16 protein-coding genes, 4 tRNA genes and 1 pseudogene are annotated in these 16,199 nt (G+C 37.5%); 8 read left to right on the top strand and 13 right to left on the bottom strand.

Features of this window, described 5'->3' with window-relative positions; genetic code table 11:
* Nucleotides 1-204: 204 nt before the first annotated feature.
* From C9J42_RS12595 to C9J42_RS12580, 4 genes are all read right to left on the bottom strand, one after another.
* Nucleotides 205-480: a hypothetical protein gene (locus C9J42_RS12595; protein WP_107294440.1), complete on the bottom strand. Its 276-nt coding sequence runs from the start codon at nt 478-480 to the stop codon at nt 205-207.
* A gap of 85 nt (nt 481-565) precedes the next feature.
* On the bottom strand, nt 566-919 hold the full coding sequence (locus C9J42_RS12590) for a putative quinol monooxygenase (RefSeq protein WP_107207015.1): 354 nt from the start codon (nt 917-919) through the stop codon (nt 566-568).
* Nucleotides 920-1,094: 175 nt separating this feature from the next.
* Nucleotides 1,095-3,005, bottom strand: coding sequence for a BCCT family transporter (locus C9J42_RS12585; protein ID WP_107207117.1), 1,911 nt, complete (start codon nt 3,003-3,005; stop codon nt 1,095-1,097).
* A gap of 712 nt (nt 3,006-3,717) precedes the next feature.
* Nucleotides 3,718-5,106 (bottom strand): lytic polysaccharide monooxygenase, encoded by a 1,389-nt coding sequence (locus C9J42_RS12580; RefSeq protein WP_107207016.1) that lies wholly within the window; start codon nt 5,104-5,106, stop codon nt 3,718-3,720.
* A gap of 949 nt (nt 5,107-6,055) precedes the next feature.
* Here C9J42_RS12580 and C9J42_RS12575 point away from each other — a divergent pair.
* Nucleotides 6,056-6,448 carry an H-NS family nucleoid-associated regulatory protein gene (locus C9J42_RS12575; protein WP_107207017.1) on the top strand — a complete coding sequence of 131 codons (393 nt, stop codon included), beginning with the start codon at nt 6,056-6,058 and terminating at the stop codon, nt 6,446-6,448.
* Nucleotides 6,449-6,771: 323 nt separating this feature from the next.
* Nucleotides 6,772-7,176: pseudogene (locus tag C9J42_RS12570) on the top strand (alanine dehydrogenase); the annotation flags it as partial.
* 76 nt (nt 7,177-7,252) lie between these two features.
* Here C9J42_RS12570 and C9J42_RS12565 read toward each other — a convergent pair.
* A complete protein-coding gene (locus C9J42_RS12565; protein ID WP_107207018.1) occupies nt 7,253-7,804 on the bottom strand; it encodes a YbhB/YbcL family Raf kinase inhibitor-like protein in 552 nt (183 codons plus the stop codon).
* Between the two features lie 172 nt (nt 7,805-7,976).
* Between C9J42_RS12565 and C9J42_RS12560 the strand changes: the two genes are divergently transcribed.
* Entirely contained in the window at nt 7,977-8,870 is an 894-nt protein-coding gene (locus C9J42_RS12560) for a LysR substrate-binding domain-containing protein (protein WP_107207019.1), read from the top strand.
* Nucleotides 8,871-8,915: 45 nt separating this feature from the next.
* Here C9J42_RS12560 and C9J42_RS21535 read toward each other — a convergent pair whose 3' ends face one another.
* Both C9J42_RS21535 and C9J42_RS12555 read right to left on the bottom strand, forming a co-directional pair.
* Nucleotides 8,916-9,068, bottom strand: coding sequence for a hypothetical protein (locus C9J42_RS21535; protein WP_158259278.1), 153 nt, complete (start codon nt 9,066-9,068; stop codon nt 8,916-8,918).
* A 17-nt stretch (nt 9,069-9,085) separates the two neighbouring features.
* Entirely contained in the window at nt 9,086-9,460 is a 375-nt protein-coding gene (locus C9J42_RS12555; protein WP_107259838.1) for a hypothetical protein, read from the bottom strand.
* A 294-nt stretch (nt 9,461-9,754) separates the two neighbouring features.
* On the opposite strand from C9J42_RS12555, the gene rpoS reads away from it, so the two are divergent.
* Entirely contained in the window at nt 9,755-10,615 is an 861-nt protein-coding gene (gene rpoS / locus C9J42_RS12550) for an RNA polymerase sigma factor RpoS (protein ID WP_107207021.1), read from the top strand.
* A 233-nt stretch (nt 10,616-10,848) separates the two neighbouring features.
* Here rpoS and C9J42_RS12545 read toward each other — a convergent pair.
* Nucleotides 10,849-10,939: transfer RNA gene (locus C9J42_RS12545), tRNA-Ser, on the bottom strand.
* Nucleotides 10,940-11,188: 249 nt separating this feature from the next.
* Here C9J42_RS12545 and C9J42_RS12540 point away from each other — a divergent pair.
* Nucleotides 11,189-11,698, top strand: a complete 510-nt coding sequence (locus tag C9J42_RS12540) for a hypothetical protein (RefSeq protein WP_107259840.1) — start codon at nt 11,189-11,191, stop codon at nt 11,696-11,698.
* Between the two features lie 68 nt (nt 11,699-11,766).
* Here the strand turns inward: C9J42_RS12540 and C9J42_RS12535 are convergent.
* The 3 genes from C9J42_RS12535 to C9J42_RS12525 form a co-directional block, all read right to left on the bottom strand.
* A tRNA-Ser gene (locus tag C9J42_RS12535) sits at nt 11,767-11,857 on the bottom strand.
* Nucleotides 11,858-11,994: 137 nt separating this feature from the next.
* Nucleotides 11,995-12,627, bottom strand: a complete 633-nt coding sequence (locus C9J42_RS12530; protein WP_107207023.1) for an HD domain-containing protein — start codon at nt 12,625-12,627, stop codon at nt 11,995-11,997.
* A gap of 72 nt (nt 12,628-12,699) precedes the next feature.
* Complete coding sequence (locus C9J42_RS12525; RefSeq protein WP_107207024.1) at nt 12,700-13,011, bottom strand: hypothetical protein; 312 nt, start codon at nt 13,009-13,011, stop codon at nt 12,700-12,702.
* Between the two features lie 246 nt (nt 13,012-13,257).
* Here C9J42_RS12525 and C9J42_RS12520 point away from each other — a divergent pair, with 246 nt between their 5' ends.
* From C9J42_RS12520 to C9J42_RS12510, 3 genes are all read left to right on the top strand, one after another.
* Nucleotides 13,258-13,845, top strand: a complete 588-nt coding sequence (locus tag C9J42_RS12520) for a TetR/AcrR family transcriptional regulator (RefSeq protein ID WP_107302046.1) — start codon at nt 13,258-13,260, stop codon at nt 13,843-13,845.
* Nucleotides 13,846-13,987: 142 nt separating this feature from the next.
* Nucleotides 13,988-15,007: an NADP-dependent oxidoreductase gene (locus tag C9J42_RS12515; protein ID WP_107207026.1), complete on the top strand. Its 1,020-nt coding sequence runs from the start codon at nt 13,988-13,990 to the stop codon at nt 15,005-15,007.
* Between the two features lie 22 nt (nt 15,008-15,029).
* Nucleotides 15,030-15,653, top strand: coding sequence for a glutathione S-transferase family protein (locus C9J42_RS12510; RefSeq protein WP_107207027.1), 624 nt, complete (start codon nt 15,030-15,032; stop codon nt 15,651-15,653).
* 289 nt (nt 15,654-15,942) lie between these two features.
* Here C9J42_RS12510 and C9J42_RS12505 read toward each other — a convergent pair.
* Together C9J42_RS12505 and C9J42_RS12500 are read right to left on the bottom strand one after the other, a co-directional pair.
* Nucleotides 15,943-16,019 (bottom strand) — tRNA-Asp (locus C9J42_RS12505).
* A 40-nt stretch (nt 16,020-16,059) separates the two neighbouring features.
* Nucleotides 16,060-16,150 (bottom strand) — tRNA-Ser (locus C9J42_RS12500).
* Between the last annotated feature and the right edge of the window lie 49 nt (nt 16,151-16,199).

Here is a 16,199-nt window from a genome sequence, read left to right as displayed (position 1 = left end):
ATTTCTCAACTTGTTATTTTATCGTGGATATACGTTGTCAGTATTGCGAGCGCATTTTTACATCGCAACCAAACCCACAATTTTTAGAGAAATAACACAAGTGGTAAGACAAAATAACAAGAGAGCTATCAATAATTACATCAAAGTTGCAACCTATGCCAAATTTATGACGCTATACATCATCCAATAACACCATTACTGCGGCTATTTATTCGCAAATAAAATTTTACGATGGTTATCTTTTAAAACAATACCAATTTCAGCGAGTTTATCTGCTACTAATAAACGCATCTCATTTTTAACCGTATCGGTCGGCTCAATCTCATAAACGCACGTAACCGTTAAACTATCTGGAAAAGATTGATAATTAACATTGTGTGTTAACCATTGAAAACCTGGCTGGCTTTGTTGGGCAATATGGCAAACATCCGTTAAGGCCGAAATAATGGTGTTATCTATTTTTTTATCTGTTTTTCGCATTTTAAAATACCGATCTAATCAAAATATGCCCTGTAATATCAACATTATCAGGGCATCTTTAACATTCAAAAAATATGACCTCTATCTATACATCAAAACACGGCGCATCATAATCGTAACCTTCATCACTGTAAGCGGTAACAATGGCATCTTCGACTAACCCTGCTGGATCTTTAACTTGGCTATTAAAAAAATGTTGGATTTGTTTACGTCGACCATGAGCGGCCCACGATTCAGCATCTTGCCAGATTTCATTAAAAACAATCGGGTAATCATTTCGAGTTGCACTAGGGTGATCAATCTGACGCGTCAACATATATTGAATACAACCTTCTTCACGGTATGAATCCGGCTCTAATGCTTTTAGCACGTCAAATAATTCAGCTTCTTTCCCTGCTTTTGGTTTAAATTGAGCAAGTACATAGACTCGGCTTGTCATTATCATTCCCCTTCTTGTGCTATGTTTTGCGTATCGGTAAGTCAAAACTTTAACGTATCAATGTTTACAAAGATACTTGTTACTTCTTTGATATTTTTATTTTGTTATCTCAATGCCAGTAAAATAAAAAAAGCGACCCCTAAGGATCGCTTTATGAATGCAATAACGTTAGTTATTAAGCGGTTGCTTCAGTTATTGCTGCTTGTTCTCTCTCTTTCATCAACTCATTGAAAACAACACGTGCTTCCTGTGCTTGTGCTGATGCTTCAAGCTTGGTTTCTTTCGCTGCCATCGCTTCTGTGGTTAGGCGGTGTAACTCTTCTGCTAATTCAGCAGGAACCTCACCCATATCCGCGCCACTATCACCACGGGCTAATGCTTCAGCTCTAATTGTTTTCTTAATTTTCCAGATTGCATTCAGTGCATCACGCTCAGCATCAGCAGCTTCAATCGCAACATCTTTCAATTGCTCAAACTTCGCTAACGCCATGCCTTCTTTTGACCATGGATCAACATCAGGTAAATCTTCGATGTTAATAACAGGATCTTCGTAGCCTTCTTGGTGACTCAAGTCTAATGTTGCAGCTTTAACTGCTGAAATCATTAGCATTACAGTAATGAACAGTAATGGTAAGCCACCTACAATCGCCGCAGTTTGCAGTGTTGCTAAGCCGCCCATGAACATCAATACCGATGGCATAAATGACATTGCGAAAGCCCAGAACAGACGGTTCCATCGCATTGGCTCTTCTGTTACGTCGTTTTGTACAACAGAGGCCAGAATGTACGAGATTGAGTCAAACGTTGTCGCTGTAAAGATTAAACATAATCCAGTAAATACAGCGATAACTAATGTGCTAAATGGCAGTTGTTCTAGGATAGAGAAGATCGCTTTTGTTGCACCTTCAGCATTCAGGATCGACACCACATCTAACTGACCCGATAGCTGTAGCGATAAACCATAGTTACCCAGTACCATGAAGAATAGGAAACAGCCCATTGAACCGAAGAAGATAGAACCCGCTACCATTTGCTTGATCGTACGACCACGAGAGATACGTGCGATAAACAGACCCATACTTGGTGCAAACACTAACCACCATGCCCAGTAGAAGATTGTCCAATCTTGTGGGAAGTGCGTGTCTTCAAATGAACCGTAGCCGCCAAATGGCTCTGCCCATGTTGCCATCACAAAGAAATTAGACAGCATACGACCTAGTGAATCTAAGCCTGTTTCCAGCATGAAAATAGTAGGACCAACAGCCAAGATAAACGCAAGTAAGCCAAGCGCACCCCAGAAGTTGATATTACTTAGGATCTTGATGCCTTTTTCCATACCCGCATATGCTGAGTAACCAAAAATTAAAGTACAAATCAGTAGTACGAAAATTTGTGTTTCTGTATTTTTTGGTGTGCCGAACAGGTAGTTTGAACCTTCAGTAATAAGAGGTGCGGCTAAACCTAATGTTGTTGCACCACCACCTAATAAACCAAAAATAAAAAGAACATCGATAACTTTACCTGTCCAACCGTAGCTACGTGCTTCACCAATAACAGGCATTAGCGCTGCAGAAACTTTTAAGACAGGCTGCTTACGAACATAGAAGAAATAAGCAATTGGCACAGCCGGTACAAGGTAGATAGCCCACGCAACAGGTCCCCAGTGGAATACACCGTAGGTCGCAGCCCAACGTACCGCTTCTTCACTTCCTGGTGTTAATTGGAAAGGCGGACTTTGGTAGTAGTAAGCCCACTCAATAGCCCCCCAATAAAGGATACTTGCACCAATACCACCACAAAATAGCATTGCAGCCCATGATGCAGTTTTAAATTCAGGCTCTTCGTCTGCATCACCCAATTTAATTTGGCCTATATCAGAGAAGATAATGTAAACCATAAAGAATACAGCAGCTAAACCTAACGCTAGGTATAAGAAACCGAGTTTATCTGTCATGAATGTTTTTGCTGTCGCAATCCAGATAGCCCCTTCTTTAGGGAAAAGGATCAGTGGAACAACCACCGAGATCAACATTGCGAGTGCGCCAAAGAATGTTGGCTTATCGATCAACTTAAAGTTTTTTTGTATTGTGTTCACTATGTTTCCTTACTGCTACACATAGTCCATAAAAGTAAAACTAATGTTCATCTTTTAACAACAACAACACAAACAGAAAACTTAATTGAGGTTATAAGTTTTTTTTATCGATTCTGTTTTTATTCATTTTCTGAGCACTAATCCGCATATATATTAAAAAACAGACGGTAACACGTTACTAAATTAACATTTTGATACAATTGAGATCTCTTACTTTCCTTTTCTCATCACCCCCTCTCTTTCAAAAATATTCACTCTGATAAGTAGCTATTAACAACCTATTCATACTTTATATCGAACCAGATCATAAATATCCCTAAAAAAAAAGCGAAGCCCTATTCGGGCTTCACTTTATAAATGATGATTAAGCTAAATCAAATAATGAGGTCATTGATAAGTATTTACTTTCACCTTACTTTTTGGGCTGCTTAAATTTATATCGAGCAAGATCAAATCCTTTTATTCTTGGATCTTTAAAAACAGAATACTGAACAATTTTATCGGTGTTTTTGTGCAACAACATTGGGTAGTTTTGCTTACTCTCATATTTGGCTTTCAATAATAGAGCATAATGTTAGATAGAGCGCGATCAAAACTTCTTGCTATTCTTGCCGACAAAATATCTGACGAACTCATAAGTTCTAACTTATCGAATAGAACAAAGCCTATATCCAGTAGATATAGGCTTCTCTTTTAGTTAAGGTTACAGCTTACGCCAAACACCCCAATCACCCGTTGTTCCTGGCTCTTCGCCTTTAGTGTACCAACCAGCTTTCCAACTTGAGCCGTTGTGAGTTACAACGTCATTCTCGTTGTAAACTCTAGAAGAAGACCAAGCTCCCAGTTCTGGTTTTTCACCTTCAGCGAGTACTTGTTTCCACACATCTGCTTTGCTTGGCTCTTCGCCTTTAGTGTACCAACCAGCTTTCCATGTCTTACCTAGGTGAGTTACCACATCACCATCGTTATAAACAGCCGTTTTGCTCCAGCTACCTTCAGGCACTTCTGTTTCTGGCTCTTCAGGATCAACAGGTGGAACTGGTGGTAGTGGCTCTAGTGCTTTAATCGTACTAACAGCAAAAGCGTAATCTTTCTCTGATACCCATACTTGGTTTGCATGAATATTAGAGTCATTAAATTCGTATTGACCTGAAGTTTGGTTCCATACACCTACAATAAGCTTTTCTGAATCTAGAGCATTAATCTCAGATGCTAGTGTTTCTACCCATGTAGCTTGGTTAGCAGCAGTGATCACTAAACGGTGATCAAACACTTCTGCACCCGTTACTGGTGCCATTAGACGGAAACGGACAATGTCACCTTCAGCTGGTACTTGGTAACCCGCAGGTACAAAGTAACCTGGAATTGCGTTCATATCACCACCAACAACTGGTGGAGGCGTCACTTCACCACCATTACCAGACTGCTTAATGATAATATCACTACAGTTGTAGAAACCTTCACCCACTGGATCAATACGCTGCCAGCGAGTGTAAAGTACTGCATCACCTGAACGATCCTTTGGAAGCTTCACTTTAAAGTTATACGTTTTGTAAGGTGAGCCATCACTTGGCATCACATTACCTGCCGTATGAACAAGTTCTAGATCATCCCAGTTTAAAGGTTGTGAAAAATCGTGACCGGGTTTCGTCAGGTAAAATTCCCAGAACGATGGGTTATGTGGTGCTGTTGCTGTCCACACGAAATCGAACTCACCGTTTGCATCAAGAACGATTTCCGTTTTTTGCCAATCTTTATGTGGGATATCTAGACCCGTTTTACCTGGCATACCCGCGGCACAAAGTTGACCATCTTTAATGTTCGCTTTAACCGTATTGATATCATTGTAATTAGGATTCAAAGATGCCACTTCATTACGTTGAATGAATGCCTCTACACCTGATTTTTCGTACGATGCTTTACACGCTGCGTTAGGGATCGCATTTGACCAAAAACCACCATCGTTATAACACGTGTTTTGACGAGCACTTGGGAACTCAGCCCAACCGTGAGCATTTGCAGCACCAATTGCAGCTATATTAGCTAGAGCAAATGCTACAGATAAAGATAGTTTTTTTAATTTAGATGACATTATTTTCTCTCAATAAATGTGTCGTGACCTAAGTTTTATTTAAAATTTAGAACACTATTCTATAACCACTGTTTTAATCCATTTTTATGGTTATTTTTATACAGTGAAAGCGCAAAGAACTCATTCCATCCGCTGCTGCATTTTATAATGCATAGAACAAAAAACGTATAATAAACAAAATTAATCAATACGATAAAACCACAAACAACAACAACCCAACCAATTGTTTTAAAAGAAATAATTACATCACAGATGCGTTGAAACAATACTTTTTGTTACATTTAAAAATGTTAAATTGATATATATTTAAAAATAAACATCACACATCACCATTATTAAAATAAAAAAATTAAAAATAAGAATATATTATTGCCACGTCAAAAAATCAGCTGAAAATATGTCAATATATCGACAGTCGATAATTGAAAAATATTTAAGATTACAATCTACCTACTATTTAATCGTCAGTTTTATTTTAAACATTAAATTATTAAGGTATTTCCAACACTACAGGTAAAAAATCATTTACAACGTCTATAGTAAGAGTACAGGTCAAAACCACACACTTAATGATATTGATTTGTATTACCATTTCATTTTCATTTGGTATTTAATAGCAACTTCTACCTTCTATCTACGCAACAACAAATGAGATAAAACGAGTGAGCCGATAATAATTGCAGTGAATAAATGCTCATATTGGAATTCCTGAACATTGTTCAAAAAACGATTTTTTATGCTTACACTCCGTCATTTTAGCACTTTAGATAAAATAGCATTCTATATTTAGAATGTTTCATTTCTATATTTTTAATTACGGCATTTCTATTTTATTAATTTTTTAAAAATGAGATTTAGTTTCAAATATATCGCTTTATTTTTCGTGCCTTATTTAAAAACTTAAGTACAATAGGATCTAATACTTCTTTTTATTTCAGAATCAAATTACATGATTGATATTCTTTTAAACCTACGTTCATTGCGTGCACAAGCACGTGAAATGTCAGTTGCAGATCTTCAAGAAGGCCTACAAAAATTCACTCAAGTTGTTGAAGAACGACGTGAGGAAGAAGAAGCAGCGAATGCTATAAACAAAGAGCAAGAAGCTAAGCTTCAAAAATACCGAGACATGCTTGAAGCTGAAGGTATTACTGCCGAAGAGCTTGTTGCCCTTTTAGGTGATGCACCTAAAGCAAAGAAAAAACGTGCTGCTCGCCCTGCTAAATATAAGTTTACAGATGAAAACGGCGAAGAAAAAACATGGACAGGCCAAGGCCGTACTCCAAAAGCACTGCAACAACTGCTAGATAATGGCGCACAACTTTCTGAGTTCGAAATTTAATTTCGTGACATTAAGTAAAAAAGTCGCTAGTAAATAGCGACTTTTACTCATTCCTTATATTCACCGTTAACGCCTCTCCTCTGCTTATCTTTCTGTGTTGCTCATTTTATTATTGATCTCTAGTACCACTCTAATAACAGCAATAGATATTTATAATAATACAAAAGACAAATGAACTCAGAATGTTACGTTATAATGATATGGAGGCACATAGATACTGTTATGCCTAAGTGAGCTTAAGTTGCAAATTCTTTCACGACTTTACATTCTAAGAAACTAACCCCATGTAATCGCAGGTTATTTTCATATTGCTTGGGAGTATACAATTTGATGGTGAAATCAATACAAAATATGCAACGAGTGCAACTATAGAAGATCATGTAATAAGAGCTGATCTTGTTATTGGAGGGGTCTTATTGCAGGCGTAGCAGCACCTAAACTGTTCACAAAAGCAATGATAGAAAAATGAAGCCTGGAACTGCTATTGTAGATGTTGCTATTGACCAAAGTGGCTGTGTAGAAACATCACACCCAACAACACATGATGATCCCACTTACATTATTGTATTGCCAATATGCCAGGTGCCATTGCTTTAAATAACGCAACACTGCCTTATATTCTTGCATTAGCATATAAAGATTATAAACAAGCACTTCTCACAGATAAACATCTACGTAATGGATTAAATATATATCACGGCAACATTACCTGTAAAAACGTCGTAAATGAAAAAATACTTAACAAAAAGCCACTTACAAAAACGATTGATAGTTTAGGTAAGTGGCTTTTTCATCTAATTTCAATTAACGTGCATTCGTTGGCGCAACAAGCACAGCTTTACCAATAACATGAGCAAGAATGTTATAGCCTGCTAATGCTGGTGATGCATTCTCTGGTAATTTAATATTCGCCGTATTTAATGCATACACTGTAATTTCATAATTATGCGGTTTTGAGTTTGGCGGAGGACATGCACCACCAAAACCTTTAAAGCCAAAATCATTCGTTACCATACTTGCGCCTTTTGGTAATTCTTTACCGCCAACAGCACCCGCGCCCGCAGCTAAACTATGTACATCAGCAGGAATGTTAATAACACTCCAATGCCACCAACCACTACCTGTTGGTGCATCAGGATCATACATCGTAACAGCGAAGCTTTTTGTTCCAGCAGGAACATCTTTCCATGTTAATTGTGGTGATACATTCTTGCCTGTACAACCCCATTGGTTAAACAGTTGCTGATTTTGTAATGTTTTATCATTAGTAATATCGTGGCTCGTTAGCACCATCGCTTGCGACATAAATGCAGGAACTGCTAGAAGTACAGCTGCTACTACTTGTTTGATCTTCATTGTTAGTACTCATCATTATAGATTAATAACGATTTAACAGCATAATGTTATTCTAAATTGGTATACTGCCAAACACTTTTTGTTCGTTTTGAATTATATGCACAAAAAATAAATACTACAAATCGATAATAATATTTTGTGAACTTAGAAAAAATAACTTGAAGGTATACCAATGCGGGTCATCCCACCAATAAAAGCCATTGTCTATTTTGAAGCCGCTGCAAGACTACAAAGCTTTAAACTAGCCGCAGAAGAATTATATGTAACGCCAGGGGCTGTTAGTCATCAAATAAGCACACTTGAAGATTTTATAGAACAAAAATTATTTCAGCGACATAACCGCAGTATTACTCTCACTAATGCAGGTCTTCGTTACTTTAGTCGAACAACAATAATTTTAAATGAACTAGAACAAGCAACGGCCGATCTCGGTATCTCTAAAAAAAATCAAAAGTTAACCGTTGCGATACCACCTGCGTTATTAAATAAATGGCTTTTGCCACTCATTAATATTCGACAGTTATCTCAGCAAGGGATCTCGCTCAATTTTATTGATACATTAGAAACGCTCGATTTTGGCAAAGAGAATATAGACATTGCGATTCGATATGGATTAAAGCCACCAGAGCAACATGAATATGATGTCTTATTTAAAGAAAAGATGGTTGCAGTCTGCACTCCTGATTATATTCCTTCATCTAAAGTAAAACTCACAGAGCAACTACTCAGTGAAATCACATTGATAGAAACGACTAATCGTCTAATTCAATGGGATCTTGTTTTACATAATATGAAGATCAAACCGAACAGAAATCAGAATAAAGTTTTTTTCCAAAACTCAATTCAAGCCATAGAGGCGGCTTGTAACGGTTTAGGCATCGCTTTTGTAAATAGAATCTTAGTCCAAAAGCAACTTAATGATGGCACCTTGGTTGAACGACTCAACATCACTTACATTAATGATAAAATGCCAACTTATTATCTCGTGTGTCCTCAAGATAATAAAAATAACCCATCAACAGTTTTGTTATACAATTCTATTTTGCAACTATCTAAAACCAAATAAAAACGGATGATCATTGTATCTTCATCCGTTTATTCTTAAAGCAACTTAATCCTGTTTTAATTGACTATCTGTTAATGCCCTATCATCAGCGATAGCATCTAGCAATCGCTGTAATGATTCTAGTGATTGTTCAAGACTTCCTGAATGCTCTTGAACAATCACGTCTATCTGTTGTTGATAGTCAGATAAATGTCGCATAATCCCCAACCATTCGACTAGTATTTTTCATTTAACGCTGTATCACGTGCACGAGACCAGCCATTAGCATAACAAGCCGCTATTTTAGCTTCTTTGTCAGATTTAATCATTGTTGTATCTGTATTAAGTTTTACTTGTAACTTTTGACATTGGCTATCGATAGCACTTTTATAATGCTCACCTTGACTTGATAAATTATAAACTTGATCTTTTGCTGTTGCTTCAGCTTGTTGATAGCAATGAATCAAGCCTTGCTCATCAAAATTTTGGTTATCAATACAGGATTGAACCACAATCGAATTACCAGATATCTCAGCTGCATTAGCATAAGAAAAACATAAAGAAGATAACAGTGCGATTGATAGAGACACGTTTTTAACTAATGATGACATATTTACAAACTCATATATATTTTTTATATAGTACAACGATATATACCAACACGATATATAAACAACAAAAAAAGAGCAGTGTAAAAATAACATTACGTTTATTGATTGTTTAATTTAGATATGAAGCCAATAAATTTATAAATTTACCACACCCAACAGAATATTACATGAATATTACATAAATGTTACAATTAATGTTTGCTTTTTATTAACATTTATATTTATATTTATATAATCAACAAGGTGTTCACGGATTGATTGCACCCCTGCATTTATTTATTAAGGATGAATAAAATGGAAACGACAAGTTTTGAAGTGGATGTAATACGCCTATATCTTAATGATATTTCAAATAAACCTTTACTTAATAAAGATGATGAAATTCAATATAGCCGTAAGTCTTTAACTGGCGATCTTGCTTCAAAAAAAATTCTTATTGAATCTAATTTAAGGCTTGTCGTTAGCATTGCAAAAAAATATCGTGCTTCTAATCTCTCATTAAGTGATCTTATCGATGAAGGTAACATTGGTTTAATGACTGCCGTTGAAAAATTCGATCCAGAAAAAGGGTTTCGTTTCTCTACTTATGCTTCATGGTGGATTAAACAAACCATCGAACGTGCTATTCACAATCAAAACAGAACTATACGTTTACCAGTCCATATTTCTAAAGAAATCAACACATTAATTCGTACTCATCGTGAGCTAATGAAGCGAAATAATAATGAACCTACTCACGAAGATATTGCGCAAGCACTCAATAAAGAAAGTAAAGAAATATCAGCCTTATTCTCTAATGAAGTCAATGTTATTTCACTCGATCAAACCATTGGTGATACTGAACAATCACACACCATTGCTTATTTAGTGGCGGATGAACAAATAACATCACCGAGTGCAGAGGTCGATAATGATGACATGGTAAAAATCACGAACTTGATACTAAATAGAATGAATGCAAGAGATAAGGAGATCATCTGTCGTCGTTATGGCCTGATGGGCTACGAACCGCATACATTACAAGAAGTTGCCGATGCTGTTGGACTAACAAGAGAACGTATACGTCAACTTCAAATAAAATCCTTAAGTAGTTTAAAACGTTCACTAGCACGAGAAAATTATGATTTAGATATTTTATTTTCAAATATAACTTAAAAAAATAAAATAAGTGTGTTTATGGTTCTATTTTATAGCATTCTGCTACAACTCTTTTCTAAAAATAAATATAAACTTGCAATCACACGATTTCATTCAAACAGCAATAATCTTTTAGGCCAAATATCTTACGACTCTTGAAGCTTGTTTGATCACTCTTCGGGGATTATTGATAATCATCAATTCTATTTTGACATAAAAAAACCTCGTCATTTCTGGCGAGGTTTAAAATGTGGCGGAGAGATAGGGATTTGAACCCTAGATACGCTATAAACGTATGCCGGTTTTCAAGACCGGTGCTTTCAACCACTCAGCCATCTCTCCATGCCGCAAATACTACTCGCTATTTTTAGTTATGTAAATCAGTAGCCGTTTGACTGCGTAATAAAGAGACAAAAGCCTCTACTTCTCTAAATCACTTACCTATCACAACGTTATTCATCAACTATTCTGATCATTTCTACACAGTAATGCTGCATAACTGGCAATTGCGTCACTGAATGAAGGGAATATCATTAAATGCATTCGTGCAGTTATCTTGCACATTTTGTTAGCGTAAAAGGAAGCATTGCTATGCCAACTGACACTACTTTTGATCATTCTGATTTACTTCACTCACTCATTTCTCGACAATCGCTACTTGCGAATAACCGAATTCAATATATTGCTTATGCAGCAGCACTCGCGACACAAAATAGTACTGTGCTACAACGTATCAAACAGCAAGTCGGTGATATTAATAGCTTACAATTCGCCGATATTAATCACGCTGTCATGCGTATGGCCATGACAAATAACTACTATATGGCAATTCAAAGCTTACATTTATCCAATATCAAACAAACTAATGCGTTAGAGCTCAAACCATTACATAGTTTAGATATCGATGATGAAACTGCTTACTACTATGCTTGCATTGCGGCATGTATGGTAAACCAAGGTTATAGTTGTCTAGATGGACATGTTGAATTATTACGATCATTGAATGAATCGGATGATGCAATCAACGCAGCTCTACGTTTAACAGCTTCAATTATGGCAATGGCGCAAGCTGATTTTATTAGTCAATATACTCAATGCTAAAGAAGCGAACTCACAGTTTAAATTTCAGATGCAAAAAAGCCCCGTCATTGCTGACGAGGCTTAAAATATGGCGGAGAGATAGGGATTTGAACCCTAGATACGCTATAAACGTATGCCGGTTTTCAAGACCGGTGCTTTCAACCACTCAGCCATCTCTCCATGGCGCGAATAATACGGAGATAATATGTAGATGTAAATACCCATCTAAATTAAGTGGTTACTATTACAGCGTTATCTTACTATTTACTCTTTCAGCAAGATCAAACACAGCATAAATGCTTATTCTTTGTACTATCTCACCCTATCTCTGACTCTAACTGCAAGAGATAACTTTTCATAAACTCGATCCGTTTAACCGCTTCAATCTTCGCAGCATCTGTTTGCATGGTGTCAGCTAAACCAAGTAACTTAATATAAAAGTGATCTAGGGTGTAACTCGTGTCATCAGGTTGTCGGTTTTGACAAAAAGGATCGTCAAGAGCATACAATGGTCGACCTAAAGATGTGCCAACCTGAATACACCGTGTTAAACCTATCGCGCCAAGTGCATCTAATCTATCAGCATCTTGAACAATTTTTGCTTCCAATGTTAACGGTTTAATATCAGCACTAAAGCTATGCGCCACAATCGCATGATGAATCTCATCATGATGGTCAACGAGTAACTTTTTGTCTGATAAAAATTCGATCGCTTTATTAGCTGCAAGTGTTGAAGCTTGTTTTCTTCGAGGATCATTTTTAGCAACGGCAACACAGTCATGTAAATAGGCCGCAGCAAGAGTAATGTTTAATCGTGCTTGCTCTTGCTTAGCAAGCTGTTTTGCTACTTTCACCACACGTAAAACATGCGCTTTATCATGCGCTGCATCTGCACTATTTAACAGCTCAAGCTCTGTCGTTAATATTGATTCTAATGTCTTGAGATGCATATCATCGCCTCCGATAATCAAAAGCCGACATCATGTCGGCTTCAATAGTTATATTTCTTTATGCGACGAGCATTACTCTTCGTCAAACTCTTCATCATCGAATTCGACAACGAAGTTATCTTCTAAGTAATCAACAACACAACCAACAGCGGCTGATGATACTGAGAATGTATTTGGCTCTACACCTGCTTGCTTAGACATTTCAAGTACAGCCAGTGCGGTATGTTCGTCATTAAAACCAACATCAAACTGTTTAGCGATATCGCAGCTTGTTTGATAAAGCTCATCCGTTAAGATGACCTCGCCATAGTATTCGCCATCGTCTAAATCAAAATTATCAACCAGTACTTCTATAATGATCTCGTAGTAATTTTGAAAATCCATCACTTAACCTTTTTAACCAATAAAATAAGCAGAAAAGCGTTCTACTTGAAGATCGTTATAGTTTCATAATCTTGTTTTACACACAATAAAACAAATCCCCCCACAGTAAGTGGGTGACCAGTCTTAGCAGAGCTAACTTAAAAATAGAGTATCAAACATCAAATCATTACTCTTAAGCTAATTTATAGTAAAATCATTCAAACCCAAGCACTAGACGACTGGTCTAATTTATTCTATAGTGACTTCATGAACGAAAAAACAATTGATACACGGCAGCACATTCTTAATGTTGGTTACCAGCTAGTGGTCACGAAAGGATTTACGAGTGTTGGTTTATCGCAATTATTAAGTGCGGCAGAAGTACCTAAAGGCTCTTTTTATCATTATTTCAAATCTAAAGAGCAATTTGGTGAAGCATTGATCCACTCTTATTTTCATCATTATTTACAACGTGTCGCTCTGGTATTAAAAAGCGAGCAAGGCACAGGCTTTGAACAACTCAATGAGTATTTCAAGCTATGGATCAAAGTTGAAAACGGCATCTGTAATGCCAATAAATGTTTGGTGGTAAAGCTCAGTGCAGAAGTCTCCGATCTCTCCGAGCCTATGCGAGAAGCATTAAAGCAAGGAGCAGATAGTGTTGTCGCTTTAATCGCCAAAACAATAGAAAGAGGAATAAAAGATGGCTCAATCGCTAACTGCGACAGCCATGTAACCGCCCGAACTCTTTATAATTTATGGCTTGGAGCAAGTTTACTCAACAAACTAAGTCACGATTTATCAGGATTACAGCAAGCATTAAAAACAACACAATCACTACTGCAACCAAAATGATTATCGACAAGACACGTAATAGTGATAAACCGCAGTATTGAAAAGATAATGCCCGCCTATCTACACATTAACGATGCGATAAGGCGGGATTTTTTGAAACACCAACTAGACGACTGGTCTAATTGAAAAAAGGAAATCAGCAATGACAGCCACTAATCGCCAACTACTATTAGCCTCTCGTCCTGTAGGCGCACCAACTCCTGAAAATTTTCATTTAACAGAAACAACGATCCCAAGCCCGCAACAAGGCGAGTTACTACTTAAAACCGTTTATCTCTCACTCGACCCTTATATGCGTGGGCGTATGAGTGATAAAAAATCCTATGCTGAGCCTGTCGGTATTAATGAAGTGATGGTCGGTGGCACGGTATGCCAAGTAACCGCTTCTCACCACCCTGACTATCAAGTGGGTGAATGGGTATTAGCGTATTCTGGTTGGCAAGATTATGCCGTTTCAAATGGTGAAGGATTAATAAAGTTAGGAATGAATCCCAGTCACCCATCCTATGCATTAGGAGTAATGGGTATGCCAGGCTTTACCGCATACATGGGGCTACTCGATATCGGTCAACCAAAGCAAGGTGACACTATCGTTGTTGCTGCTGCAACTGGCGCAGTAGGCTCTATGGTTGGTCAAATTGGTAAGATAAAAGGCTGTCGTGTTGTTGGTATCGCAGGTGGTAACGAAAAATGCCAATACGCAAAAGAGACATTAGGATTTGATGAATGTATTGATCACCATGCTGCTGACTTTGCTCAACAATTAGCAGATGCATGTACCGATGGCATTGATATTTATTATGAAAATGTTGGCGGTAAAGTCTTTGATGCAGTGCTTCCTCTACTGAATACAGGCGCACGCATTCCGCTTTGTGGCTTGATCTCTCAATACAATGCAACATCGCTTCCAGACGGCCCAGATCGTATGAATATGTTAATGGGACAACTACTGGTTAAGCGTATCAAGATGCAAGGTTTCATTATCTTTGACGATTATGCTCACCGTTATGACGAATTTGCACAACAAATGTCGCAATGGCTTGCTGAAGGAAAAATTCATTACCGTGAAGATAGAGTCGAAGGCCTAGAGCAAGCTCCACACGCTTTTATTGGCTTACTTGAAGGTAAAAACTTCGGCAAAGTTGTAGTTAAAGTTAGCTAACTAAACCTAAAAAGGACTTATCATGATCATATTGCACCATCTTAATCAATCTCGTTCAAAGCGTATTATCTGGCTACTTGAAGAGCTAGGTGTTGAATATAAAATTCAACCTTATTGCCGAGACAAGGTCACATTTCTTGCGCCACCAGAACTTAAAAGTGTTCATCCACTAGGTAAATCACCGGTATTGGAAGATAACGGAATGATCATTACCGAATCAGGCGCTATCACAGAATATTTAATTGAAACTTACGGTAACGGTAAATTTATGCCTGAACGTGGCACTCAAGCCTATATTGATTATATTCAATGGCTGCATTTTGCCGAAAGTTCAGCCATTTTACCGTTACTTTTAAAGATGTTTGTCACCAAAGATGGTGCAAAAATGAATTTCCTTGGTGATTATGCTGACATGGAAACTCAGAAAGTAATGCAATATTTTGATCAACGGTTAGTGGATAAAACTTATCTTGTAGAAGAGCGTTTAACCGGTGCCGATTTCATGATGTCATTTATTACTGAAATCCTTGGTAACTATGGCGTATTAGCTGCGTTTCCAAATATTCAACGTTACGCAGAGCAGCTACAAAAGCATCAAGGCTACCAAACCGCTCAAGCGTTAGAATTACAATATAACGGTGAATAAACCAGTCTCTAAAGCCAAACAGGTCGTTGTTTGGCTTTTACTATACTATTGATTTACAGTGTGAATAGCTGGCTTTCTGCATACAGAAGCCATCACATTTCAATAACAATATAGATTTTATATACAAAAAGCCCCGTCATTACTGACGGGGCTTCGTTGTGTTGGCGGAAGGTTGGACTGGCATTCCAGCGGGACTCTCAACCTCGGCTAGGTGCATCAAGACATACCAACAACAATCAAATTTTAGATACAAAAAAGCCCCGTCATTGCTGACGAGGCTTCGTTGTATTGGCGGAGCGGACGGGACTCGAACCCGCGACCCCCGGCGTGACAGGCCGGTATTCTAACCAACTGAACTACCGCTCCAATTCTTTATGAAACCCGATAAAATCGAACTTCTAGAATATGGCGGAGAGATAGGGATTTGAACCCTAGATACGCTATAAACGTATGCCGGTTTTCAAGACCGGTGCTTTCAACCACTCAGCCATCTCTCCAATGGCGCGAATAATACGTAGATTATTACTTTCTGTAAACTGTTTAATT

It is taken from the genome of Photobacterium sp. GB-56 (assembly GCF_003026105.1).
In the GTDB taxonomy this organism is placed as follows: Bacteria; Pseudomonadota; Gammaproteobacteria; order Enterobacterales; family Vibrionaceae; genus Photobacterium.
This window is presented reverse-complemented; position numbering and strand designations above follow the sequence as displayed.

What these genes read in the sequence shown, in the direction of transcription:
- C9J42_RS12595 (WP_107294440.1), bottom strand. Translation starts at nt 480, where the DNA reads ATGCGAAAAACAGATAAAAAAATAGATAACACCATTATTTCGGCCTTA.
- C9J42_RS12590 (WP_107207015.1), bottom strand. Translation starts at nt 919, where the DNA reads ATGACAAGCCGAGTCTATGTACTTGCTCAATTTAAACCAAAAGCAGGG.
- C9J42_RS12580 (WP_107207016.1), bottom strand. Translation starts at nt 5,106, where the DNA reads ATGTCATCTAAATTAAAAAAACTATCTTTATCTGTAGCATTTGCTCTA.
- C9J42_RS12575 (WP_107207017.1), top strand. Translation starts at nt 6,056, where the DNA reads ATGATTGATATTCTTTTAAACCTACGTTCATTGCGTGCACAAGCACGT.
- C9J42_RS12565 (WP_107207018.1), bottom strand. Translation starts at nt 7,804, where the DNA reads ATGAAGATCAAACAAGTAGTAGCAGCTGTACTTCTAGCAGTTCCTGCA.
- C9J42_RS12560 (WP_107207019.1), top strand. Translation starts at nt 7,977, where the DNA reads ATGCGGGTCATCCCACCAATAAAAGCCATTGTCTATTTTGAAGCCGCT.
- C9J42_RS21535 (WP_158259278.1), bottom strand. Translation starts at nt 9,068, where the DNA reads ATGCGACATTTATCTGACTATCAACAACAGATAGACGTGATTGTTCAA.
- C9J42_RS12555 (WP_107259838.1), bottom strand. Translation starts at nt 9,460, where the DNA reads ATGTCATCATTAGTTAAAAACGTGTCTCTATCAATCGCACTGTTATCT.
- rpoS (WP_107207021.1), top strand. Translation starts at nt 9,755, where the DNA reads ATGGAAACGACAAGTTTTGAAGTGGATGTAATACGCCTATATCTTAAT.
- C9J42_RS12540 (WP_107259840.1), top strand. Translation starts at nt 11,189, where the DNA reads ATGCCAACTGACACTACTTTTGATCATTCTGATTTACTTCACTCACTC.
- C9J42_RS12530 (WP_107207023.1), bottom strand. Translation starts at nt 12,627, where the DNA reads ATGCATCTCAAGACATTAGAATCAATATTAACGACAGAGCTTGAGCTG.
- C9J42_RS12525 (WP_107207024.1), bottom strand. Translation starts at nt 13,011, where the DNA reads ATGGATTTTCAAAATTACTACGAGATCATTATAGAAGTACTGGTTGAT.
- C9J42_RS12520 (WP_107302046.1), top strand. Translation starts at nt 13,258, where the DNA reads ATGAACGAAAAAACAATTGATACACGGCAGCACATTCTTAATGTTGGT.
- C9J42_RS12515 (WP_107207026.1), top strand. Translation starts at nt 13,988, where the DNA reads ATGACAGCCACTAATCGCCAACTACTATTAGCCTCTCGTCCTGTAGGC.
- C9J42_RS12510 (WP_107207027.1), top strand. Translation starts at nt 15,030, where the DNA reads ATGATCATATTGCACCATCTTAATCAATCTCGTTCAAAGCGTATTATC.